Consider the following 23,702-nt stretch of genomic DNA (forward strand, 5'->3'; position numbering starts at 1 on the left):
GAGCTCGTCCGCGTCGCCGGAAGCCGGTGGATCGAGGAGTACTTCCCGCCGTCACCGGTGTTCCGGCCCAGTACCCACGTCAGCAGCGGGCCGGCCATGGCCGTGGTCACCACCGCCATCACCACCATGAGCGCATACAACTCCTTGTCCAGAAAACCTAGTTGCAGACCCACATTGAGCACGATCAGCTCGGTCAGCCCGCGGGTGTTCATCAAGGTGGCCAGTGCAGCGGACTGCCTCGGTGGCATCCGGTTCGCCCGGGCCGCGGCGAACGCGCCCAGGAACTTTCCGCCCACCGCCACCAGCATGATCAGCCCGAGGTCGCCGATACCGGCCGCGTCGACACCGGACAGGTCGACCTGTAGGCCGGCGACCAGGAAGAACACCGGCAGGAGCAGGGTGCCGCTCAGCTGCCCGAGCCGTTCGTGCACATCAGTGCGCAGCTGCTCGGCGCCGGAACGCGGCAGCACCACGCCGAAGAGGAACGCGCCGAAGATGTAGTGGAGACCCAGCCACTCGGTGGTGGCGCCGGACAGCAACAGCCCGGCGAGCAGAAAGGCGATGAGCGAAGGCGTGAGGCGCGGCGTCTCACGGCGTTCTACCGCTCGCCGCAGCAGCGGACGTACCAGGAAAAGCATGGCGAGCAGGAACGGGACGGCGAGCAGGATCCGCCACTGGTCGGGGCCGGCCGAGCCGCTGATGGCGACGACGGCGGCGAGCAGTGACCAGGCGAGGACGTCGTCGATGGCGGCACAGGCCAGTGCCAACACGCCGAGTGGGGTACGAGACATGCGTCGATCGGTGAGGATGCGCGCCAGCACCGGAAACGCGGTGATCGACATGGCGATGCCCATGAAGAGAATGAATGGCGTCCGGTTGCCGTGGCTGTGGGCGCTCGCCAGGTGCAGGCCGAGCAGGGTGCCGAGCCCGAAGGGCAGCAGGATCGAGCAGATCGACACACAGGGTGCGATGGCTCCGCTACCGCGGATCAGGGCTGCGTCCCATTCCAGGCCCACGATGAACATGAAGACCGCGACGCCCACCGCGGCCAGCGCGCTGAGTAACGGCCGGGTGGCGGAGGGGAAGAGGGCATCGGAGACCACCCCATGGAAGAGGGTGGGACCGAGCGCGATACCAGCGATGACCTCACCGATCACGGACGGCTGGCCGAAACGCCTCGCCAACGCCCCCAGCACCCGGGCCAGAAGCACCATGACGGCCAGGCCGGCGAGTAAGGAAGAGGTCTGTTGCGTGGTCATGAGGAGTTTCTCCGTTCGATGCGCGTCCCCCCGCACCTTGCGCTGGCGGAGGTGACTTCGACCCGTAACGCACGACACGGCACCGGCCGCCGTCGGCGTCGACGCTCACCTCGCCATTCCTCCCTCGTCCGGCAAGGGCGTGGCTCGGGCGGGGAGGCCCTCGCCGTACACCAGATCGTCGAGTTCGGTGTCCAGTGGTACGGCGTCTCCTGGGGGTTGGGCGACGCTCTGCGGGGTACTGCCGCGGACGGCGACTGCGATTCCGGCCGCGGCCATGGGAAGCGCCACAAACACCGCAGCGATGCGCATGCCTCCCGGTACCGAGAGGATCACGGCGATCAAGGGTGGGCCGAAGGCTCCGCCCGACTTGCCTACCGCCGCGGCCCATCCGCCGGCGGTGCCGCGGATCGGCAGAGGGTAGATCTCGGCCGTGTAGGGGCCAAGGAGTGCGATGACGCCGGCGGTGCCGGCGAACAGCAGCATCACGGTGGCGAGGAGGACCGGCCGGCTGCCGTCCATGCCGACGGCGGCCAGCGCCAGTAGGGCCGCGAAGGTGAGGGCCGCGTAGACGACCATGGTGCCCCTGGCCGACCAGCGCATGTAGAGCCATGCTGCGACCGCGCAGGTGGGGATGGCCAGCAGGGATGAGATGAACAACAGGGTGGTGGCGGACATGCCGTGGACGCCGGAGGCGGCGAACTGGCTGGGGAGGAAGGTGATGAAGCCCCAGTAGACGAGGCCCCAGGCGAATGCATAGGCGCTGACGACCAGCGTTTTGACTGTCTGGGGGCGCTTGAACAGGACGGAGGCGGGAATGCGTTCGGGCCGTGGCTGCCGTTCGGTGAAGGCAGCGGATTCCGTGATCCACCGGTTCAGCGCGATCAGGATCAGGACCAGCGGAAGCTGAGCGAACCACAGCACGCGCCAGCCGGCCAGCGGGATGAGGATCGCGGCCAGCCCGGAGGCAGCCATGTAGCCGCCGGTGGTGGTGAGGCCGGCCTGGAGCACCATGATCCCCGCGCGCCGGCCCGGTGGCAGGCTCTCCGTCATCAATGCGTAGACGACGGGCAGCATGCCTCCGGCCGCCATGCCCATCAGGGCGCACATGATGAGGTTGCCGCGGAAGCTCGGCATGGCACCACACACCGTCGTCCCGAGGAAGAGCAACGACGCGATGAGGATGGTGGCCCGGCGGCCGATACGGTCCGCTGTGCGTCCCCCCACAAGTGACCCGACCACGGTGCCGGTCAGGGCCACTGTGGGTAACGACGAGACCTCGGTGGTGCTGAGGTGGTACTCGGCGCGCATGCCGGGCGAGATGAACGCCAGGGTTGCGGGCTTCATCTGGTCCACCAGCAGAGCGAAGGTGAGGATGGCGATGAGGCGGTGGCGGCTCGCCCCGGGTGTCTGAGGTGGACCGGACACGACCGCCGGACGACTTCCGCCCGGCTGCACCACCGCGCAGGCCGAGATGACCACACCGACGACGATGGCGATCATCGCCGCCCACATCACCGGCGACATCCGCATCGTCGACATGTCGAAGTCCATCGAGGCGGAGTCGGCGAACATCCAGAGGTGCTCGATGACGCCGGCGCAGGTCAGGACCACGCCGGTCCAGAACAGCACAGGACGGGGTATCAGGGCATCTGCTCGTGCGTGCAAGGTCAGCTCCTGGGTCGACCCGCGTAGGGATCTGGAAGTGCCGCCATGGCCCGGTTCGGCGGCAGGTCGCGGAATACCCGGTGCCGGGGCAGGCGTCTGGTCGCCCGGCCGGCGTCCTGTGCTGCTGCCGCGACGATTCGCCTCGTCACGTGGAACGCCTTCTCAGCGACGAACGGCGCGGGCACCTGCGATCGCGGTGGTGAGGAAGGCTTCGAGCGGCTTGATGTGGACATCCGGCCGTCGCCATTCGTTCTCGAGGTCGTCCGGGAGGTGGAGCGTCTCGGCGAGCTTGCCGTGCCGGTAGTGCCGGATCACCGGGTGGAGGAAGGCGTCGATATGACCGTCTCCCAGCACGGAGGCCGAGAGACCTGGCTTGAACGGATCCATGAGTTCGTGGTCCGGCCCGTATTCCAGGCTGACGGAGAAGGTGTTCTCCGCCTCGCCGAACGCGGAGTCGTGAAGGTGTCCGACGGGCACTTCCTCGTAGTGCCTGACCGGCCCCTCGCGCGGCACCACCAGCAGATCGGCGAGCACACCGAACTGCTGAAACAGTCCGGACGACCGATTGATCCGCTCGATCAGAGCGGCCGTCAACTCACTTGGCTCCGCCGACAGTTCGTCGTGCGGCCAGGTCCCGCTGTGGTATCGCTGCTCCAGGATGCGGCACAGCGCGCGGGCGCCGTAGCGGAATCCGTGGATGAAGCCGTTGGTTCCCTTCTTGAAGTCGATCTGCTGAGTGAGGGTCCCGGCGAAATACAGACCGGGCACGTTGGTCGATTCATATGCCTCGGTGAGTTCTGGAAAGCGGTCGTTGACGGCGAGCCGCGGACGGCACCCCTCCTCGAAGACGGAGACGTCGAAGCGAAATCCCGTGCACACGATCACCCGGTCGTAGCGGTGCTCCATCGTCGCCCGGGTGAACTTGAACCGGACGCGGTATCCGCCTTCCGCTTCTTTCTCGATTCCGAGGACCCGCGCGTCCACGATGGCGTTCTGGATCTTCAGCTGAGCGGTGTCGATGAAGTTGCTGTTAACCGCGCGGAGGTGACCCACGAAATGGCTCTGCCAGGCCAGATGCAGCGGGTTGGGCCCCGCCACATGGACGACAGCGGCCGTCTCCAGCAGGTTGTCGGCGGTCTCAAGTGCCGAGTTCGCCTTGCCTATGATCAGCACCCGCTGATCGACGAAGTCCTTGGGATCGACGGAAACCGTCGCATACTGCTCCGCCGTTTCGACACCGGGAATGTCAGGAACGTTGGTCCGGCTCACACCTGTGGCGATGACGACTCGGCGCGCTCGATACGTGTCCCCACTGCTGTCCGACGCCTCGAATCCGCTACCTGTGCGGGCGATCCTGGTGATGCGTCGATTGAAACGGATGCACAGGCCGTGCGCCTCGGCGAAGTCGCCGAGATAGCGGACCATGTCGTCGGCGAAAGGAAAATAGCGCTCGGTGTACCGGCCGAACCGGAGCTCCGGCCTGTCCGAGAGAAGAGAATTCCAGTCCGAGCGCAGGTTGAACTCCGGATCGTTGCTTCCTGTGTAGCGCTTGTTCACCGAGATCATCTGACGGTGTCGCGGGTACGTGGCAAAGAAGGAACCCGGCCTGCTCGATTCCTCCACGACCTCATACGTGTGTCCCCTGGCCTCCAGGAGCTGTGCCACCTGAAGCCCGGCCGGCCCGGCACCCACCACCAAGTAATCCAGATCAGCGTCCGCCACAACGACCTCCACCTATCTCGTCTTTCACATCCAGCATGGAATCGCGCCCAGCGTCTGCGGCCGACAGCGCCGACCGCCCGTCGTCAGGCCCTACTCGACCGCGCCTGGCCATCAGCGTCGTGCGGTGCAACGCTGCTCAACAGTTCCTTCGCGGCCGCGTCCCCCCGCAGGTAGCCGGCCAAGTCACCCAGAAGACGGCCGAAATCAGCCTCGGCGCTCGACCGCGACTCGCCCGTTGCCGCGATCCCGTAGGCGTATTCGCGCCAAGCGGCATCTTGCATGAGGCGATCCGACAGGGCCTCCGTGAGGATCGAAATCCACGTGGGCCCGATCATGGCGAAATTGACCTGGAGACACTCCCCGTACGCCTTGGTGGTGTGCCACCAACCCCGCGGCATGAACATCATCCCGCCGCTTGTCACTTCGGCGGACGCTGCGTCGCCGGGCATAGCCGTGGGGAACGGCAGTTTGTCGGCGATTCTGAAGTGCGACTTGCTCACCTGCCGGTCCCCTCGCAGAACCGTGGTCGTCTGGTTCCGGACATGCTCATTGGGTGCCCATTGCCACACCTTGCGCCCCGTGAGCAGGAGCGCGAGATTCACCTCGGCATCACTGTGCATGGCGAGCCCGCTGGCGTCCTCGTAGGCCGAGGCATTCTGTCCCGTCGAAGCGAAGATGTCGCAATGGAAGACGGAACCCGGCATGCCGAGTTCCCCCGAGATCTGGTCGATGGCCAGTTGCAGCCCCGGGATGAATCGCTCGGCGCTGCGCAGGAGACACGTGAACTCGGCGTTGTAGAACGGCAGTGCCGCCTTCCCATTGGCTACGTTGGCGAAAAATCCATCGGGCCGGATGATCGACACACGGTCCCCGAAAACCTCCAGGGCGCTTGTGGCGGATGCAAGTTCTGGAATCGCTTCCACCAACGGTGCGAGGCGCACGGGATCTCCTGCGAAGAAGCCCGGCACATTCGGCCAGTGATCTCGAATGAATTCTTCGGCAGTAAGAGGTGCCACGAGCATGTCCAGGTCCATCACGGAAACCTCTTCCGTCATACCGGGTGCGCGAGGGTGGAACGAGCCGGGGGCCGCTTTCTTCCGGGGCCGGCCGTCTTCGACATTCACCGCGCTCGAGGCAGCTTTTGGGTAACACTGCCTGCACGAGGGCGAGATTCGCGGAATATTTTTTGATCCTGCCATGCGGATGAGGGTGGACACAAGAGCGTTGGTCGGAGCTTTGGGACAGCCCGTCAAATACATGCCCGCACGGTCGAGCGACGGCAGCTATTCTTGAGTGCCGGTGTTCGTCACTTCGTCTCGTAGACCAGATCGCGCAGGAGCTCACTGGCCCCGCCGGCGATCGGCCCGGCCATGGCATCCCGGTAGAGCCGGGCGGCCACGGCGTCGGCGGCGTAGCCCCGTGCACCGTGGAACTGCAGACACGTCTGTGCCGCCGTGACGGCTAGTTCAGTCGCGCGGAGTTTCAGAACGGACGCGGTATGGGTGTCGAGGCGCCCGTTGGCCTGCAGCCAGGCCGCCCGGTAGCCGTAGTGACGGACCAACTCGTACGAACTCTCCAGTTCCGCGATGCGGTGCCGTACCGCCTGGTGGGTCCCCAGCGGCACGCCCTTGACCCGGTGTTCGCGCACGAACGCGCGCAGGAGGGCCAGGCAGTGGCGGACCCCTCCCACGGCGAGCATCCCCGCCACCAGGCGCTCGAAGTCCAGTGCCTGAACGAGGTGCAGGAGCGCCCGGTCGGGTCGGCCGACGAGCCGGTCGGCACCGACGTCCACGTCGGTGAGGCGCACTCTGCACATGTCCGCGCTGTGCCATCCGAGCATGGGCTCCGGATGCCGGCTCACGCCGTCGGCGTCCGCGTCGACCACCAGCAGACTCGCCGCGCTCAGGCCGTTGCCGTCCCCCGGCGGCCGGCTCGTGGCCAGGGTGATGAGGAAGTCGGCCTGGGAGCCGTTCGCCACGTAGAGCTTTTCGCCCGTGACGCGGTAGCCGTGTTCCGTGGGATGCGCCCGGGTGACCAGATCCCTCAGATCCGAACCCGCCGTCGACTCGGTGAGGGCAAGCGCGGCGATCAGCCGGCCCTGGCGAGCGCCGGGCAGATACCGCTGCCGCTGCTCCTCGGTGCCGAACAGATGGAGATAGGAACTCGCCATGTAGGCATGCACGGCCACGGACGCACGAATGCCGCCGAAACCGAGTCCCCCGAGCTCCTCCAGGAAGATCGCGCTGTGCAGAAAGCAGGGTCCGGCATGCGCCAACGACAGCAGGCCGGACTCGCCCAGACTCCGCCAGCCGCTACGGGAGATCCGTCGCTCGTTCTCCCAGTCCTCCGCGTTCGGGGACACCAGGCTGTCCAGCAGATCGCGTATGCGGGTGCGAAATCCGCCGTGGTCGGCCGCGAGGAAGTCGGTGTGGTCGGGGTCGCCCGGGTCGTCGCGCCTCACTTCACCGAGAGAACGGTGTGCGCGGGCAGAATTTCGGTGATCTTCATCGGAATCCTGAAGACGGCACGCGGCGTGCCGGCCGCGGCCCACGTCTCGGTGAAGCTCAGAAGGTCCTCGTCGACGAACACCGTCAGGTCCTCCTTGTGGCCCAGTGGCGGTACCCCGCCGATGGTGTAACCGGTGACGGTCTTCACGAAGTCCGCGTCGGCCTTGGCGATGTCGCCGCCCACGGCAGCCGCGACGGCCCTCTCGTCGACCCGGTTGGGACCACTGGCGAGAACGAGCACCGCCTCCCCACTGGTGACGCTGCGGAACACCAGCGATTTGACGATCTGCGCCTTCTCGCACCCGAGTGCTCTGGCCGCGTCGTCGGCCGTGTGCGTCGACTCCGGGAGTTCGACGACGGTCAGGCCGAGGCCGCGCTGATCAAGGATGTCCTGGAATTGGCGAGCACGCTTGCTGAGGCTCATGACGATGACGCTCCGAAAGGGTGGTGAACACTGAGGAGGGTGCGACGGTCGACCTTGCCGGTGGCCGTGAGAGGCAGCTCACCGCACAGGTGTACCGCCGACGGAATCATGTAGTCGGGCAGCCGCACGCTCAGCCTTCCACGCACGGCCGAGGGGGTGCAATGTGGCACAGCGGGCACGACGAAGGCCACCAGCACCTTCCCGCCTGAGGGGGTCTCGGTCACCGTGACATAGCTCTGCTTCACCGTCGGGTCTTGGTCGAGGTGGTGAGAGACCTCGCCGATCTCCACCCGGAAACCGTTCACCTTGACCTGGTGGTCGAGCCGCCCCTGGAACACCACGTTGCCATCTTCGAGGAGATAGCCCCGATCGCCCGTCCGATAGATCCTCTCGCGGCGGCCGTCCATGTCGCACACGGCGAACGGTTCGCCCGTATCCGCGAGTTGACCGAGATAGCCGGGGGAGAGACCGGGGCCGGCGAGCCACACCTCACCGATCTCACCGGCCGCGCACAGCCGCTTCTTGTCAACCACGTACATCCGCGTGTTCTGTATGGGCCGTCCGATGGGCAGTGCCGTGCCGGCCGGGGGAAGCCGGCGAACCGGATAGTACGTGGCGAAGGTCGTGCACTCGGTCGGGCCGTACACACTGACGAGCCGGTCCGGGCCGTAATGGGCCAGTGCCTTGCCCATGTGGGAGATCGAGTGCGCCTCGCCCCCCGTCAGGATCGTCCGCACCCCGGACAGGGCGTCCGGGGCCTCGTCGACCACGGTGTTGAACAGCGCCGTGGTCAAGAAGACCAGCGTGACGCCCTGGTCGGCCAGTACCCGTCGGAGTTCGGAGAGCCGGATGAACGACGCCGGATAAAGGACGCAAGTGCCTCCGTGGAGCAGCGGCCCCCAGATCTCGAAGGTCGCCGCGTCGAACGAGACCGGAGACGCATGCAGGACCACGCTGTCCCTACCCATCCGGGCATAGCGGGCGCCGAAGACCAGTCGGGCCACGCTGCGATGACGGATCGGCACTCCCTTGGGGTGTCCCGTCGACCCCGAGGTGAAGTTGATGTAGGCGATGTCGTCCGGGCCGACGCGCGTACGGGGATTTCCGTGCCGCAGGGAGGTCTCTTCTCCCGCCTGTCCGGAGCGTACGGAGAAGGTCCGCTGATCCGGCAGGCGGTCTGCCAGTGCCGTGACCTGATCGCCGAGGATCAGACGGCATCCGGCGGCACGAAGGACGGCACGCAGACGCGCGTCGGGCCAGGAGGCGTCGACCGGCAGATAGGCAGCCCCGCATTTCAGCACCGCCAGCAGTGCCGCGATCAGCTCCGGAGAACGCTCGACACAGACGCCGACGGTGTCGCCCGTTCGCACACCCGCTTCGAGCAGCCGGGCTGCGATCGCGTTGGCGAGCCCGTTGAGCGACCGGTAGGTCAGACGCCGGTCACGGTGCACGACGGCCACCGCGTCCGCGTACCGTGCGGCACACCTTTCGAAGAGCGCCTTGAGACTGTCGTGACTCGGGTAGGGCTGGGCCGTCTGGTTGATCCGGCTGTGGATCGACACGGCCTTTTCATCACCACTGATCCTGTCCACCAGCCGCTCCCAGCCGTGAGTTGAGGACGTCGAGCAGGTGAGGGCGATGTGTGAGGGGGAAGAAGTGCCCGCCCGGCATGTCGACCAGCTCGCAGCCGAGACGGCCGAACGAACTCCAGCGGGCCATGCGGGCACGGCCGTCGACCGCGTCCCAGCGTCCGTACATGGCGGTGATCGGCACCTTCACACCCTCGCCGTCCCGGCTCACCCACATCTCGGCGAGCCTGATCTCGCTCCGTATCGTCGGCAGCACCAGTCTCATCAGCCTGTCGTCACCGAGAAGTTCCGGTGGCATTCCGCCGAGGTGCAGCAGGGCTTCGCGCAACTGCTGATCGGTCAGGGTGTGCAGGTGGGGACGGCGCTGGGGCATGTCCGGACTGCGGCAGGCGGAAACGAACAGCCTTCGGGTCAGGCCGGGATGAGTGGTTGTGGCGAGCCTGGCCAGTTCGTAGGCCAGTCGCCCGCCGAAGCTGTGGCCGTACAGGGCGTGGGGGCGCTCCAGATGGGGTGAGAGCGCGGCGGAGACGTCCTTGAGCAGCAGCTCCCATTCCTCGTAGTGCGGTTCACCGAGGCGAGGACCCCGGCCGGGGAGCCGGACCGCGAGCAGTTCGATGCCGTCGGCCAGTCCGGCTGCCCACGACCGGAAGACGTCCGGGCTGCCACCCGCCCACGGGAAGCAGATCAGAGTGATGTACGGGTCGTGAACCGGACGCCCGCACGTCAGGACCCAGGGGTTGCTGCCGAGCCGCATGGCACTCGCTAGGAACCGGCCAGCGGCGCAGTTCGGCGCCGGTTGCGCTCGATGGCGGAGGCCAGGGCCCGGAGGCTGCTCTCGGCGAACAGGTCGTCGGGCGGCAGCGCGTCCTCACCGAACGTCTCCTCGACCCGCGCGATCAGTTTCATCGCACTCAGCGAGGTGCCGCCGGACTCGAAGAAGTCGTCCTCCGCTGCAGTGACGTTCAGGCCCAGTGCCTGGCACGCGCCGATCAGCCACGCTTCGACATGTTGCTCGTCCGCTGTGTCGGACATGGTCCCTCCTCCTAACGCACCGGGAAGCGGTAGCCATTGACGGTGTGATCGATGATGTTGTTGTGGTGGAACCGGTCCTCACCGGACACCAGGACGGTGCCGTACCGATCGAGGCTGGCGGCTCCTCCGAATTCCTCCAGGGCGTCGGAGAACGGGTACACCCGCACTTGCGTGGGGACGTAGCGGGCGGCGAAACCCAGCCGCATACGGTCGGTCGCGCCGCTGTGCGGGTGGGAGGCGTGCATCAAGGTCGACCAGAAGATGATGAACTGGCCGGGCCGCATGACCTGCGACACCGCTTTCGACTCGTCGGGAGACCAGTTCGGATCCTTCTGGAGCTGTCGGTAGTCGTATCCGAAGAAGCCCCGCCTGATGCCGTCCTTCTTCACGTTGTTGATGGATTCAGGATCGTACGTCATGACCTTCGACTCGTCATAGTTCATACTCCGGTGGGAACCGGGTATGAACTGCAGACAGCCGTTTTCGACACTGGCTTCGGTGAAAGCCGCCCAGACAGTGATCGTGCCGCCGAATTGGGAATCCTCCGGCCAGACGATCTGCGGATGCTTCGAGCCGGCCACGTTCGAGAAATTGTCCGCCTGGTGCCAGTCGGTCCCCTCGTCGCCGGGGTACTTGGGGAAGAACTCGGTGCGCCAGCAGAGCACGTCGGGTCCGAGCAGGCTCGCCACCCGATCGACGATCTCCGGTCGGGCGATGTGTTCCGCGAGGAAGTCGACGTCCAAGTGGCGGTCGTAGTTTGCCAGGTTGGTGCTGCCCGAGACGGCTTGCTTCTGGCTGTAGACGGAGGTCTTGGTGTTGATCAGTTTGGGTCGGATACGACGCAGGGTCTCCTCCATGTCCTCCTCGGGGTAGAGGTCGAACGGTCCGAGGAACCCGTCCCGATGGAACTGATCAATTTCCTGAGAACTCAGCAAGAATTCCTTGGTCTGCTGTTTCACGATGAACCTTCCTTCGAACACCTATCACTTGCTACATGGCCGGGCGGCGGGATACGGCTAGGCACCGAAAGGCAGCACAGAGACCCACGAGGGGAAATCAAAGGAATGGCTGGATGCATCAACGGTACCGTACGAGAAAATCTGGTCAACCAAGACCGTCCACGTATTGGTTGGTGGGGCGGGCCGCTCCGTAATGGTCGCGCAGCGTCGTTCCCGAGTATTCGGTGCGGAAGAGACCGCGGGCCTGCAGGATCGGCACCACATGGTCGACGAAGCCCTCCAGACCGGAGGGCAGCACCGGCGACATGATGTTGAAGCCGTCGGCAGCGGCGTTCTCGAACCAGTGCTGCATCGTGTCCGCCACCTGTTCCGGCGTGCCGGCGATGGTGAGATGGCCGCGGCCGGCCCCCAGCCGGCCGATCAACTGACGCACCGTCAGCCCCTCTCGCCGGGCGAGACCGACCACCAGCGCATAGCGTCCCTGCGCTCCTTCGATGTGCCGGTCGGTGGTGACGTGGGCGGGCAGTTCCTCGTCGAGGCGCAACTCGTCCGCGGACACCTGCAAAATGCTGACCAGCTGCTTGATCGCGTGCTCGGGTTTGATAAGGCTGCCGAGTTCGGCGTCGGCGGCCTCGGCCTCGGCCTGTGTCGCGCCGATCGTCGGCACGATGCCCGGCAGGATCGTGACGGTCTCCGGATCGCGGCCGAACCGGGCTGCACGCTTCTTCAAGTCGGCGTAGAAGGCCTGCGCCTCCTCCAGGGTCTTCTGCACGGTGAAGACGGCGTCCGCATGGCGGGCCGCGAAGTCCCGGCCGTCTTCGGACGATCCGGCCTGCACCAGGAGCGGGTATCCCTGAGGGCTGCGCGCGACGTCCAGCGGCCCGGCGACACTGAAGTACGTTCCGTCGTGGGCTGCGGGGTGCAGCCGGTTGTTGTCGCCCCAGATCCCCACCTCCTTGTCCGCGAGTATCGCGTCGTCCTCCCAGCTGTCCCACAGCTTCCGGGCCAGCCCCACGAACTCATCGGCACGTGCGTACCGGTCCCCGTGCGGCGGAAGCTCGTCCAGCCCGAAGTTGCGCGCTGCGATCAGGGTGGCCGTCGTCACGATGTTCCAGCCGACCCGGCCACCGCTGACATGGTCGACGGAGGCAAACCGCCGAGCCAGGTTGAAGGGCTCGTTGTAGGTCGTGGAGGCCGTGGCTATCAGGCCGATGTGCTCGGTCACCCCGGCCATCACGGTCAACAGGACCGTCGGCTCCAGCGCGGCGGCCGGCTGACGGCTGATGTCGCCCCACAGCCCCGGGTGGTCGGCAAGGAACAGGGAATCGAGCCTGCCGCGCTCCGCCACCCGGGCCAGGTGCTGAAAGTGCTTGACATCGGTATTGGCCAGCGGATCGCTCTGAGGCAGCCGCCAAGCCGCCTGATGGTGTCCCACGCTGCTCAAGAACGCGTTGAGGTGCATTTCTCGGACCATGGGGTTCCTTTCCGTTAACGCCCCCGCGATGCGGTGAATGCGGGCGGCCCACGGCGCGCCCGTCCGCAGCGCATCCCTTGAAGCGGACGATCGGCTACTGCCGCACGAACAGGCCGCGCAGTGAGGCGAGTTCTGTGCGGTAGTCCTCACACTCGGTCAGGTCCCAGGACCCCGCGTGCCGAGCGGTGTATTTCTCGTGCACGTCTCGGAGCCTGCCCAGGTCGTCCAGCAGTGACAGGGCCGAGCGCTCGATCTCTGCCGCCTTCTGATGCAGTGCGATGGTGAGAGCCACGCAGACGCCTTCGACCAGCTGCTCCAGGACGCACGCCGGATAGAGCATGCTGCTCCGCGAATGTGCGCCGAACCGGAACGCCTCGCGCAGGTACCAGGTGCGGACCGTCGCGATCCGGTGGGCGCGGGAGTCCTCGAACAGCACCGTGCTCTCCGCGAGTTGCCGTCGCACCTTCCGCAGGACGCGGCGGGCGTACGACGTATCGATCCGCAGCCGGCTCTTCGCGGTACGGGGAATTCCCGGCAGCACACGCTCTCGCTGCACCGCGGAGCTCAGCTGCCGGTGAAGGGCGGCGGCAGCCCGCCCGTCGGAGGGATGCTCTTCTGCCGCCTTCGCGTAGTCGTGCAGGATCCGGCAGAGGTAGTACTCCGGGAACCTTCCGATCTCCCAGCCGTACTCGGGGAGCCACTGTCCGAGGTCGTCGAGCGAGGTGATCGCCGGATGGCCGACCGCGTACCGGAAGGTGTTGACGATGTTGGCCTGCAGATCCGACGCGGGTTCGGGCCACTTCGGCTCGTCGGCGAGGAAGTCGCCGGGTCCCTGCTCCCTTGCGTGCTGGAGCACTTCCGCCGCCGCCTGCCGGACGGTCGGCCGAGCGACGTCGAAATCGAGGGCGAAGTGGTCGGCCAGGGTGGGTGCCACGTCGAAGTAGGCGTCCGGGCTGGGGTGGACGCACACATACCCGGCATTGCTGTCCTTGGCGCTGTCGGTCGGGGTCAGGCGCGACGCGAGGGCCTCGGCGAGGATGACATGCGCCTCGGCGGTCGGATGGCAGTAGTCCACGAAGTCGGCCGAGCCGAGCAGCTCGGCCAGGTCGAGGACCTCGACGTTCGGCCGCGCGGCCATCTCTTCGATCTGCCGCCGGTATGCCTTCTTCATCCGGTACAGGTGGACGTCACCCTCGACAGCGCGCATCGCATAGCTGTGCGCTTCGTCCTGATGCCCTCCCCCGTCCAGGATCCGGCTGAGGTTGTACGCGGCGACGGCGCCGGACGCACCCTCTGTCCCGGCCAGCTCCTTCAGCAGCTCCACGGCCTCCTCGGCGGCATTCTGCTGATGCAGCAGAACCGCCAGGTTGTTCCGTGCGACCGCCGGTACGTGACCCTGTCCGATGGCCAGCTGCCGGTACAGTGCGGCGGCCTTCTCCGAGTCTCCCTCCTCATGCCGGCGCACCGCATCGATCAGAGTGCGGGCCGAGGCGGAGCGCGCGGTCAATTCGTCGGCAAGCCGGGCCGGCAGTCCCACGATCTTGTAGTAGGGGGCATGGGGCCCCATCATGGCCGCCGGGAAACGCGTATTGGCAATCGGGTTGATGAGGACGACACGGCTACCACGACGGTGCGCCTCCCTCGCGATCGACTCCAGGTTCCGCCGGAAGTCCTGCGGCGTGGTCGCCACTGTGCGGCGCTCGTCACGCTCGTCGAACTCTCCGGTGTTCTTCTGGCGGATGCGGACGACCGGCCGGCTGCTCGGAGAGTGCGACACCAACCGGTCCCGATCGCGCCAAGCCTGGTAGGCCCCCTTGTAGCGCGACTGGGCACCATCGGAATTGCCGAGGTAGACGATGACCAGATCCCAGCCCCGCCGTGACACTTTCCGCCGGAAGTACCGTGCCGCGTCAGCGCTCGTGAAGCCCGGAACGGCGTGGTTCTCGATCCGGTGGGCTTCATCGAGCCGCGCGTGCAGGACGGACGGATACACCGCCTGCGGAGCACCGATACCTGCACTGCACGAATCACCGAGGACAAGAATGCGCACGGGAATCTCCCTCCAGCTCACGAAGGTGAGGACGGGCGTCGGGCGAGGGCCGCACAGCCGGACTACTTCCGCGACCGCCGGGAGAACCAGCGCACAGGGCCTGATCGCGTGGCACGGGAGGCCCGGGAGTGGTCCTCGGAGGTACTCAGGGCAGTGGCGATCACGACGCGCAGGGCGTCGGCTGCGGTGGTACTGGCCATGGACGGGCGCCGCTGCCGGTCGGCTGCCTGCGCCGGAGTGAACGGTATGTGCACGAACCCGCCCCGGATATCAGGGAACTCGGTGGCGATGAGGTGGGCCAGCCCGAAGGCGATGTGGTTGCAGAGGAACGTGCCGGCCGTGTGGGAGACAGATGCGGGTATTCCGGCTTTCAGCAACGCTTCGGTGCAGGTCTTGACCGGTATCGAGGAGAAGTATGCTGCGGGCCCGTCGGCGACGATGGGTTCATCGATGGGCTGATTGCCGTTGTTGTCCGCACCCTCGGCATCGTTGAGGTTGATCGCCACACGCTCGATGGTGATGTCGGGGCGGCTGCCGCCCTGCCCCGTGGAGATGACCAACTCCGGCTCCACCCGCAGGATTTGCTTACGGAGTTCTTCTATGGAATCCCCGAATGCGCACGGCAGTAGGGCAACCTCCAACTGCGTGTTCTCCGGCGGGGATTCGGCTACGAGCCGGCATGCCTCCCAAGCGGAGTTCAGATAGTTTCGTCCGAAAGGTTCGACGCCGGTCAGCAGGACGCGTGAAACGGTGGCCTCCGAGGGTGAGGACAGCGAATTCGTCACACGCTGTCGGCCTGTTGAGGGGAACGGACAGGATTGCACTGTGCGGGAGCGGCCGACCGGAACGGAACCCGTCCGGATGCTTCTCTCAAGTCGCGTGACGAAGTCCCCGCACCGAAGGAACGGCGAGCGGACTCAGCGTGAGAGCAATCCACAGAAATCCGCCGATGAGTGCGACGCGAGGCGCCCCGAAAGCACTCGCCAAGGGGGCGGCTGACAACTGCCCCGCCGGAACGCCGATGAAGGACCCCAGATTGTCGTACGACGAGATCCGAGACAGCATGTTCTGGGGAATATTTTCCTGCAGCGTGGTCTCCCAGGCAATGCTGTAAAGTCCGAAACTCAGCCCGGCCAGGAACGCGGTGGCTGCCAGCCAGTACGCGTTCGCGACAAGTCCCAGGGCGATCAGCGGGAGACCCACCAGGCTCGCGCACAGCTGCGCCACGGGCAGGAGCCGCCTGAGGGTGATGCGGTACATCACCACCGCGATGAGCAGGATGCCGATTGCCCTGACACTGAGCACCATGCCCCAGGAGGTCTCGCCGATCCGCTCTTTCGCGATCAGCGGTCCCAGCACCGTCCAGATGCCCACCTGAATGTAGTTGGCCACGCCGAACGAGGCGACGATCGTCCAGACCCAGGTCCGGGACCGGAATTCCGTCCAGCCTTCGCGGAGTGCGACGAAGGTGCTGGCCTTCCGGGGCGGTGTCTTGCCCGTCATCTTGAGCCGGAACATGCAGACCGCGGCGACGAAGTACGTGGCGGCGTCGACGGAGATCGCCCAGCCGCCGTTCGTGGTCGCCACGAGGGTGGCCGCAACGGTGGGGCCCAGTACCTTCGCGGCGTTCTTGGCCGATCCCAGCACTGAATTCGCGCGCTGGATCTGCGGCTTGGGCACGATGTCCGGGACGATGCCTCGCAGCGCCGGGTTGGTGAAGGCCGCCAGAGTTCCGTTGAGGGCTTCCAGCAGAATCAGCGCACCGAGATGGTAGTTCCCGGTGATCAGGATGAAAGCGACAACAGCCTGCGTCAGACCTGCGCCGAGATTCGACAACAGAAGTACGAGTCGCCGCGAGAACCGGTCGCCGACCACTCCGCCGGCCAGCGTGAAGACAATGAGAGGAATGGTGTTGGCGGTGAGCACCGCCCCCATGTCGCCTGCGCTGTTCGACGCGTTCAGAACCGCGAGGGAAAGCGCCACCGGGGTCATTGAGCTGCCGAGCAGCGAGACGAGTCGTCCCGTGAAGAACCACCGGAATGCCGGCAGATGGAAGGGGCTGGTGACAACCACCCCCTGGTCTGGATCGTCTGCTGTGGCTTCGGTTTTCAGACTCATTCTCACACCCTGCTTTGACACGTAAGGAGCCCAGCGAATCGACGTCAGAGACTACAACATCAATACCCCGTGCCTGCCGTGCAGTTGATGGTCCCGGCCACCCATGACCAGGAGCTCCTTGCCTCCTGGCTTTCCTGAACATTCGTCCGGCCTGGGTTGCGCGCCCGACGTGCATTCGATTTGCCGCCCTTGATTCCCCGGCGTGGACGGGCCCGGCTGCTGCCGGGCCCGTCGACCGACTCATTCTCAGTGGTCGTAGCTCATGGGACACCTCCTCCCGGGTCGGTGAGCGGATTCATCACGGACACGACGTCCCTCCCGCGGCTCGACCGGGCTGAGGGAAGGCCGCGACGCGCACACGGCAGGGTCTGCGGGGCCGCGCCCATGAAGACTGAGTGGCGTGCCATCAATGACGGAAGGTGACTGGCAGGTTGTCCAGGCTCCGCACCGTTGCCGTGCGCCGACGCTCGGGAGTGCCGGCCAGCCGCAGCGGTGTACCGGCGTCCAGGAGCCCGATCACCAACTGCTTCACCGCCAGCTGGCCAAATATCGTTCCCAGGCAGGCGTGCGGCCCCCAGCCGAAGCCCAGATGCGGGTTGGGAGACCGGTCCAGAACCAGTTCGTCCGGGCGCGGAAACTGTTCCGGGTCCCGGTTTGCGGCCGCCATCAGGGTCAGCACCGTCTGGCCGGGCTCGATGACCGTGCCCCGGATGGTGGTCCGCCTGGTCGCCACGCGGCTGGTGCCCTGCGCCGGTCCGTCGAAGCGGATCAGTTCGTCCACACCGGTGTCGAGCAGACGCTCGTCGCGCAACCGGGACAGCGCTTCGGGATGTTGCAGAAGGGTGAGTGCCACATTGCCCGCAGTGGCGTACACGGTGCCGAAGCTCGCGTTGAACGTGACACTGGTGGTGTTCCGGATGTAGTGCTCCGGGACCCGCGCCTTCGCCGCGTTCTTCCGGACGTCGTGCAGGGTTCCCGGCCGGTCGTTGGTCTCGAACCAGGAGTCGACCAGCGCGTTGAACTTCTTCCGGGCCCGGTCCCCGGTCTCGACGACCCCGGGCAGCAGTCCGTAGTCCATCCGGCGCGCGAGCGCGTCCGATATCTGCACATATGGCTCCAACTCCGGCTCCTCGACACCCAGAAGCTCCGCGGTGATCGACAGCGAGACAGGAGCGGCAACCTCCGTCATCCAGTTGAACTCCGCCCGGCTGGACATGCGGTCAAAGATGTCCGCAACCTGCCGGCGCGCACGTCGGCCGATGCCGTCGAGGTCCTGTGCCCGCAGGGAGTTGATGAACAGGCCCCGCAACGAGGTCTGGTCCGGCGGGTCCAGGGACTGCACGCTCTGCCGGAATTCCGGTACGTCCTCCCCCACCCGGCGGCGGTCCCTGGCGAAGAGTCCGTGGTCACGCAGGACGTCGCGGCAATCGCGGTAGCGGGTCAGCACCCATGACGCCAACTGCTCATGCCAGAAAACGGGAGTCTCCTCCCGCAGACGGGTGTACAGGGCGTAGGGGGACGCAAGTGTGTCGGGATCGAGTGGGTCGTAGCGCAGCGGGGAGACGGCGGCAGCGTCGCGGGAGATGTTCATGACCGCGCAGCTTCCAGGGGGGCATGGTCATGTATCCGTTCCACGGCCGCCACCACCGCATCGATCATGCGCTGGCACTCGTCGACGGATCGTGCCTTCACCGCCGCGCAGCCGACCCCCAGGGTCGAGGCGTCCGCCATGTCGCGCATGGTGCTGCCGCGTTCGAGCCGCATGATCACTTTGTCCACTCCCGGAATCTTCATTATTTCCCCGGCTTCGACGCGGTTCAGCTTTCCCGGGGCTGTGGGGAGAATAGTCCAGCCATGGATCCATTCTTTTTCCTCGGCCCACCGCGGTATGTGATCCCCGGTGATGACCCTCGCGCTCGCCTCATAGATGTCCACACCGATCACCCGCTCCGTCATCTCGCCCACGATCCCCCCACCCGGGCGGCAGGCCAGTTCACTGGCGACGAACGTTCCCGGTTCACCGAACACTTCGAGATGGAACACCCCGGTGGTGAGCCCCAGTGCGTCGAGAGCGCGCGAAGCGAGGTCGGCGGCCGAATCGTAGACGTCCGAATGGAGTGCCGGTGTCATGGCTATCGAGCGAATGGGCTTGCCGTATTTCGTGCAGAGCAGCGGTTCACTGTATCGGGAGACCATGAAGGCCGACAGCTTTCCGTCCTGCACAATGCCATCGAAATGCCACTCCCGGCCCTCGACAAACTGCTCGACCATGGCCCGCCCGCCATCGATGGAATTAGCCGCCGTGGCGAACTCGCCCAAGGAGCGTGCCACCTTCACCGACTTGCTCGCACCCTCGGCCAGCGGCTTCACGACGAGCGGGAACCGGAGACCGCTCTCGGCGAGCCAGCGTTCCGCTTCGGCTTCCGACTCAAGACTGTTGCAAAGGACGCGCCATGCGGTCGTGGGCACCCCGGCAGCATTCCATCTCTTCTTCTGCACCCCTTTGTCGCGGCAGGCGAGCGCCTGCACCGGAGAAATGGATCGGGCCCCGGTCAGCTGGCCCAGGACCGCCGTGGCGACAACGGCCCACTCGGTCGTCGTGACGACCGCGCCGATCGGGTTCATCGGTTCCAGGTGGTGGACGGCGGACCAGAGGGACTCGACCTTGCGATAGGAATCCACTGCGCAGACGCGGTCCACCTGGTCGCGGAGGGCGGCCACCCGCTCCCGGTGGCCCGGCTCATACAGCAGGGTGATCTCATGTCCGTCGGCACGCAGCCCACGGACGATCTCTGCGCGCGGCCCCACGAGTACGACGTGCATGGTTGTCCTCCGATACACATTCTGGACTCAGTTCGTACTGGTAGCGGGAATGTCGACGGCGACGAGCAGTTCGTCACGCAAGCGGATCCATTCGCCCTGCTCGCTGGCATACAGCTCTTCCCGGTACCACGCCTCGACCCTTGAGATGTGGCCTTTCGATCTCCGATAGCGCGGAAGATCTCCCCAGTAATACAGATGCCCTCCCGGCGCCTTCAGCCAACGCAAAGCCCGGGGCAGCGGGCTTTTGGGTCTCCCGCTGTTCACCGCGGCCAGGAGTTTGCAGATGTAGTCAATGTGCCGCTCTGCTCGACGCTCGTCCCGCACCGTCGTCCCAAACAAAATCTTGGCCTGGTCGATGTCTTCGTCACATGGCCGCGCACCGACCAGGACATCTCGTATGTCGGAGTCTTCCACACCACCGAGCGGAAAAGTCACCAGCGGTTCGCGGATCAGTGCGTTCCCGGCGGCCCGAGCATATTCACGATCATGAGGGCTCATGAAGTCGTTGTAAAGCCCGTAGGTCTCACCGTCACTGGTCTGCACCGACCACAGGACCTTGGCGGAAAGCGGCGTGTCCCACCAGCCGAGGATATTGGGGCGCCAGGCCCATCCTGCCAGCACCAGAGCCATGAGGACCACACTGAGAAGCCAGGGCCACATACCGAAATGGATCGGATCGCCGTGCGAGACGAAGACCGACGAGGTGGCCAGTACGACGCCGATGACGATGTTCTCCCAGAACAGCAGGCCGGAGGTCAGCGCGACCACGCAATTGAACAGGACGGCGCCGAGGACGGCGAAAAGGAAGAGCCAGATATGGGCGAATGCCAGCAGCCCCGCGAGTTCGATGAACATCGTCGCGCTGTTGAGTAGCGCCGCGGCCGGACGTAGTCGTCTGACGACCCGTGAGGCGGTCCGAGCCGGCACGAATCGCGCCCACCCCCAGGAGTAGGAGGTGGCCACCAGCAGGTCGGTCCGGTTGTCCAGCATCCACGACCATGGAAAGCGCCCCAGCTTCGCCTTGCTCCAGGCCGCCGTCACATAGTGGCTCAGGTACACACTGCCCAGGAGAATCGCCAGGGCTGTATTGCGCGGAGCCGCCGGTGCCTCCCCGAGTGCGTGCGTCACACCGACGGCGAGCGAGTGACAGAAGGCGGCTTTCACCATCCGGATGCAGACGTTCGAGTGGTGCGTCCAGCCGCCCAGCCTGCCGCACAGCAGCACCACGGCGACCAGGGCCAGGCACGGCCAGCGGAGCGCGGCCGCACCGGCGACGAGGACCGCCAGCCTGTCGGCGCGCTGCCAGCCGATGCCCAGGGCCGCGTCGTAGTCCAGGGTGAGGTACTTCCAGAGGACGAGTGCCAGCGCCACGGTCGGCACCCACGCCAGGCCCGCGCGGGCCGTGCCCCCGCAGACTGCCGCGACCGCACTGAGGACTGCGACGACGGCACCCGCCGCAAGCAGCTTCCGCGGCCTGAACGCCCCCTCCGGATAAGCCCCGTTGAGCGCCTCGGCGGGATAGCGGCCCGTGCCGAGCCGCACTGCGCACCACGCGGTCACCGGCGAGACCACCCAGCGGTACAGGGCCAGGGTCAGCGCGAGTTCGGCGGCAACCCGCGCCGCATCAGACGCCGGCATGGCGGTCCGGGCGTCCGGGACCATCGTGTCGCGGCCCGCACCGGCCGGTTGAACCGCCCGGCTTCTTCCACCGTGGCGCGCAGGGGTGCGATCCGGGCGGACCGGCATCTGGCACCCGGCATTCGGTCGTGGGACGTGCCATGGTCTCTTCTCCACGCTGTCGGTGCATTCGCCGTGGAATGCGATGAGGAAGGACGCCACGTGTGCCGTGTGCCGGGCAGCGGATGCCGGGCGGTATCACCGCCGGACCAGGTAGCTGCTCGCTCGGGGCCGGACGCCCCGGTGCAGCGGATCGCGCACCGTGCGGCACAGCAGGCCGACCGGCGTCAGGACGAGGTAGTAGAGGAGAAACAGGGCGGCTCTGCGCATGCGCGCGCCTCCGGGGGCCTGATCGGCAGCTGGTGGAATCAGTCGAGTGGGATGTCGCTGCGCCAGTCGCCGCCCTCACGCCATGCGGGCTGTTCCTCCTTGCGCAGGATGAAGCCACCGAGGACGAGCATGTCGATGTCGGTCCGCATGAAGCAGGTGACGGCCTCGGCCGGCGTGTTCACGATCGGTTCGCCGCGCACGTTGAAGGAGGTGTTGACCAGCACCGGACAGCCGGTGCGTTCCTTGAAAGCGGCCAAGAGGCGGTAGTACAGGGGGTTGTCCTCTTCGGCGACCGTCTGAATTCTCGCCGACCCGTCGACATGGGTGACGGCAGGCAGCAGAGATCGCTGCACCTTCAGCAGGTCCAGGCCGGAGATTCCCTCGGGTTGGGGCCCCGCCAGCCTCTTGTCGGGCGCGATGTCGGCCACCAGCAGCATGTAGGGACTGTCCTGGTTGAGCCTGAAGTAGTCGCGTGCGTCGGGCGCGAGGACGGACGGTGCAAAGGGCCGGAAGGACTCCCTGAACTTGATCTTGAGGTTCATCGTCGACTGCATGGCGGAATCGCGCGGATCACCCAGGATCGACCGGTTGCCCAGCGCACGGGGCCCGAACTCCATCCGCCCCTGGAACCACCCGACGACCTTTCCGCCGTCGAGCGCTGCCACCGCCTCCCGGATCAGCGCGTCCGGCTCCGGTCTCGAATAGGGCAGCCCGTGCTCGTCGAGGTAGGCCCGGATCGCAGCGTCGTTGTAGGCGGGCCCGAGAAGAGCTCCCGCCATCCCGTCGCGTCCGGTGCCCAGATGGGCACGCGAGGCGCCGCGCTCCATCGCGACGGAAAGGGCCGCGCCCAATGCGCCGCCCGCGTCCCCCGCGGCGGGCTGCACCCAGATCTCGTCGAAGATCTTCCGGTCGGCAAGCTTTCCGTTGGCGACGCAGTTCAGGGCAACTCCGCCGGCCAGACACAGCCTTCGCTCCCCGGTGAGGCTGCGCGCTGTCCGGGCCAGCCGGATGACGATCTCCTCGGTAACCTGCTGCACCGATGCGGCCAGATCGAACTCCCGCTCGGTAAGAGGGCCTTCGGGACTGCGTCGCGGTCCTCCGAAGAGCGTCTCGAAGCGGCGGCCTGTCATCACGTGATCGTGCAGATAGGCGAAGTAGCGCATGTTCAGGCGGAAGGAGCCGTCCGGCTTGATGTGGATGAGCTTGCGGCGGATCACCTCCGCGAAGCGGGGCCGGCCGTAGGGCGCAAGCCCCATCAACTTGTACTCGCCCGAATCGACTTTGAAGCCGCAGAAGTACGTGAAGGCCGAGTACAGGAGGCCGAGCGAATGCGGGAATCTGATTTCGGCCAGCTGCCGGAGGTTCGAACGCCGACCGTGCCAGAGCGTGGTGGTCGCCCACTCCCCCACACCGTCGATGCACAGCACCGCGGCAGACTCGTACGGGCTCGGGAAGAAAGCGGACGCGGCATGCGAGGCGTGATGGCGTCGGCAGACGACGGGGGGAACCTGTCCGAGGCCGAGCCCGGCCAGCTCGTCACGCACGGTGTCGTTCGCACGTCGCTTCCATGCGAGCCAGTCGGGCAAGGCCTCCCGGAAGGGAGCGAAACCGTACGGGACGGCCGCGGCGAAAGTCGTCAGGACTCTTCCGAACTTCAGCCCCGGGTCCTCGTAGTAGACGACGGCTGACACGTCATCGAGTTTGGCTCCGCTCTCCTGGAGGCAGTACTGGACCGCCTGGGCGGGAAACGAGGGGTCGTGCCGGCGGCGGCTGAACCGCTCCTCCTGCGCGGCCGCGCGAGGGGCGCCGTCCTCGACAAGTGCCGCAGCGCTGTCGTGGTAGTAGCAGGAAATCCCGAGCACCAGGTCAGGCATCCAACGTCCCCTCGGGTGCAGCGAAACCATGGCCGGGATCAGTACAGCGGATACATCGTGGTGTCGCTGTCTTCCTTCTTTTTCCGGCGGAACGACAGTTTCCTGAGAAGGCCGCCAATGAGAGGTATTTTCCGGAGCACCTTGGACATGACCAACCTTTCCGTGGACTACGTGGAAACCCATTTCGGTGAGGCCGCCG

The 23,702-nt window shown here is 66.3% G+C and carries 18 protein-coding genes and 1 pseudogene; all 19 read right to left on the reverse strand.

The annotated features are described in order from the left end of the window. Nucleotides 1-62: 62 nt before the first annotated feature. Nucleotides 63-1,259: pseudogene (locus LJ657_RS15165) on the reverse strand (cation:proton antiporter domain-containing protein); the annotation flags it as partial. A 105-nt stretch (nt 1,260-1,364) separates the two neighbouring features. Continuing rightward, nucleotides 1,365-2,924, reverse strand: a complete 1,560-nt coding sequence (locus tag LJ657_RS15170) for an MFS transporter (protein WP_232649116.1) — start codon at nt 2,922-2,924, stop codon at nt 1,365-1,367. Between the two features lie 162 nt (nt 2,925-3,086). Further along, nucleotides 3,087-4,646: an NAD(P)-binding domain-containing protein gene (locus LJ657_RS15175; protein WP_232649117.1), complete on the reverse strand. Its 1,560-nt coding sequence runs from the start codon at nt 4,644-4,646 to the stop codon at nt 3,087-3,089. Nucleotides 4,647-4,729: 83 nt separating this feature from the next. After that, on the reverse strand, nt 4,730-5,680 hold the full coding sequence (locus tag LJ657_RS15180) for a cupin-like domain-containing protein (RefSeq protein WP_232649238.1): 951 nt from the start codon (nt 5,678-5,680) through the stop codon (nt 4,730-4,732). A gap of 272 nt (nt 5,681-5,952) precedes the next feature. After that, on the reverse strand, nt 5,953-7,107 hold the full coding sequence (locus LJ657_RS48575; RefSeq protein ID WP_232649118.1) for an acyl-CoA dehydrogenase family protein: 1,155 nt from the start codon (nt 7,105-7,107) through the stop codon (nt 5,953-5,955). Beyond that, complete coding sequence (locus LJ657_RS15190; protein ID WP_232649119.1) at nt 7,104-7,577, reverse strand: YbaK/EbsC family protein; 474 nt, start codon at nt 7,575-7,577, stop codon at nt 7,104-7,106. The genes LJ657_RS48575 and LJ657_RS15190 overlap by 4 nt, the downstream gene beginning before the upstream one ends. Then, the gene (locus LJ657_RS15195; protein ID WP_232649120.1) at nt 7,574-9,139 is read right to left on the reverse strand and encodes an amino acid adenylation domain-containing protein; all 1,566 of its coding nucleotides are present in this window, start codon (nt 9,137-9,139) and stop codon (nt 7,574-7,576) included. The genes LJ657_RS15190 and LJ657_RS15195 overlap by 4 nt, the downstream gene beginning before the upstream one ends. Before the next feature lie 10 nt (nt 9,140-9,149). Beyond that, a complete protein-coding gene (locus LJ657_RS15200) occupies nt 9,150-9,920 on the reverse strand; it encodes a thioesterase II family protein (RefSeq protein WP_232649121.1) in 771 nt (256 codons plus the stop codon). Between the two features lie 8 nt (nt 9,921-9,928). Beyond that, on the reverse strand, nt 9,929-10,198 hold the full coding sequence (locus LJ657_RS15205; RefSeq protein ID WP_232649122.1) for a phosphopantetheine-binding protein: 270 nt from the start codon (nt 10,196-10,198) through the stop codon (nt 9,929-9,931). 11 nt (nt 10,199-10,209) lie between these two features. Continuing rightward, nucleotides 10,210-11,157 (reverse strand): chlorinating enzyme, encoded by a 948-nt coding sequence (locus LJ657_RS15210; RefSeq protein WP_232649123.1) that lies wholly within the window; start codon nt 11,155-11,157, stop codon nt 10,210-10,212. Between the two features lie 145 nt (nt 11,158-11,302). After that, nucleotides 11,303-12,631, reverse strand: coding sequence for an LLM class flavin-dependent oxidoreductase (locus LJ657_RS15215; protein WP_232649124.1), 1,329 nt, complete (start codon nt 12,629-12,631; stop codon nt 11,303-11,305). Between the two features lie 94 nt (nt 12,632-12,725). Then, the gene (locus LJ657_RS15220) at nt 12,726-14,681 is read right to left on the reverse strand and encodes an SGNH/GDSL hydrolase family protein (RefSeq protein WP_232649125.1); all 1,956 of its coding nucleotides are present in this window, start codon (nt 14,679-14,681) and stop codon (nt 12,726-12,728) included. A 62-nt stretch (nt 14,682-14,743) separates the two neighbouring features. Continuing rightward, nucleotides 14,744-15,466, reverse strand: a complete 723-nt coding sequence (gene pcp, locus LJ657_RS15225; RefSeq protein ID WP_232649126.1) for a pyroglutamyl-peptidase I — start codon at nt 15,464-15,466, stop codon at nt 14,744-14,746. Between the two features lie 85 nt (nt 15,467-15,551). Next, complete coding sequence (locus LJ657_RS15230) at nt 15,552-16,799, reverse strand: MFS transporter (protein WP_232649127.1); 1,248 nt, start codon at nt 16,797-16,799, stop codon at nt 15,552-15,554. 406 nt (nt 16,800-17,205) lie between these two features. After that, a complete protein-coding gene (locus LJ657_RS15235; RefSeq protein ID WP_232649128.1) occupies nt 17,206-18,390 on the reverse strand; it encodes a cytochrome P450 in 1,185 nt (394 codons plus the stop codon). Continuing rightward, nucleotides 18,387-19,622, reverse strand: coding sequence for an ATP-grasp domain-containing protein (locus tag LJ657_RS15240; RefSeq protein ID WP_232649129.1), 1,236 nt, complete (start codon nt 19,620-19,622; stop codon nt 18,387-18,389). The genes LJ657_RS15235 and LJ657_RS15240 overlap by 4 nt, the downstream gene beginning before the upstream one ends. 27 nt (nt 19,623-19,649) lie before the next feature. Beyond that, the gene (locus tag LJ657_RS15245) at nt 19,650-21,461 is read right to left on the reverse strand and encodes a hypothetical protein (RefSeq protein WP_232649130.1); all 1,812 of its coding nucleotides are present in this window, start codon (nt 21,459-21,461) and stop codon (nt 19,650-19,652) included. Between the two features lie 36 nt (nt 21,462-21,497). Beyond that, a complete protein-coding gene (locus tag LJ657_RS48100; protein ID WP_269786476.1) occupies nt 21,498-21,629 on the reverse strand; it encodes a hypothetical protein in 132 nt (43 codons plus the stop codon). A gap of 38 nt (nt 21,630-21,667) precedes the next feature. Further along, nucleotides 21,668-23,503 (reverse strand): carbamoyltransferase family protein, encoded by a 1,836-nt coding sequence (locus LJ657_RS15250; protein WP_232649239.1) that lies wholly within the window; start codon nt 23,501-23,503, stop codon nt 21,668-21,670. Nucleotides 23,504-23,702: the final 199 nt, after the last annotated feature.

The organism is Streptomyces guryensis (genome assembly GCF_021261325.1).
Taxonomy (GTDB): Bacteria; Actinomycetota; Actinomycetes; order Streptomycetales; family Streptomycetaceae; genus Streptomyces; species Streptomyces guryensis.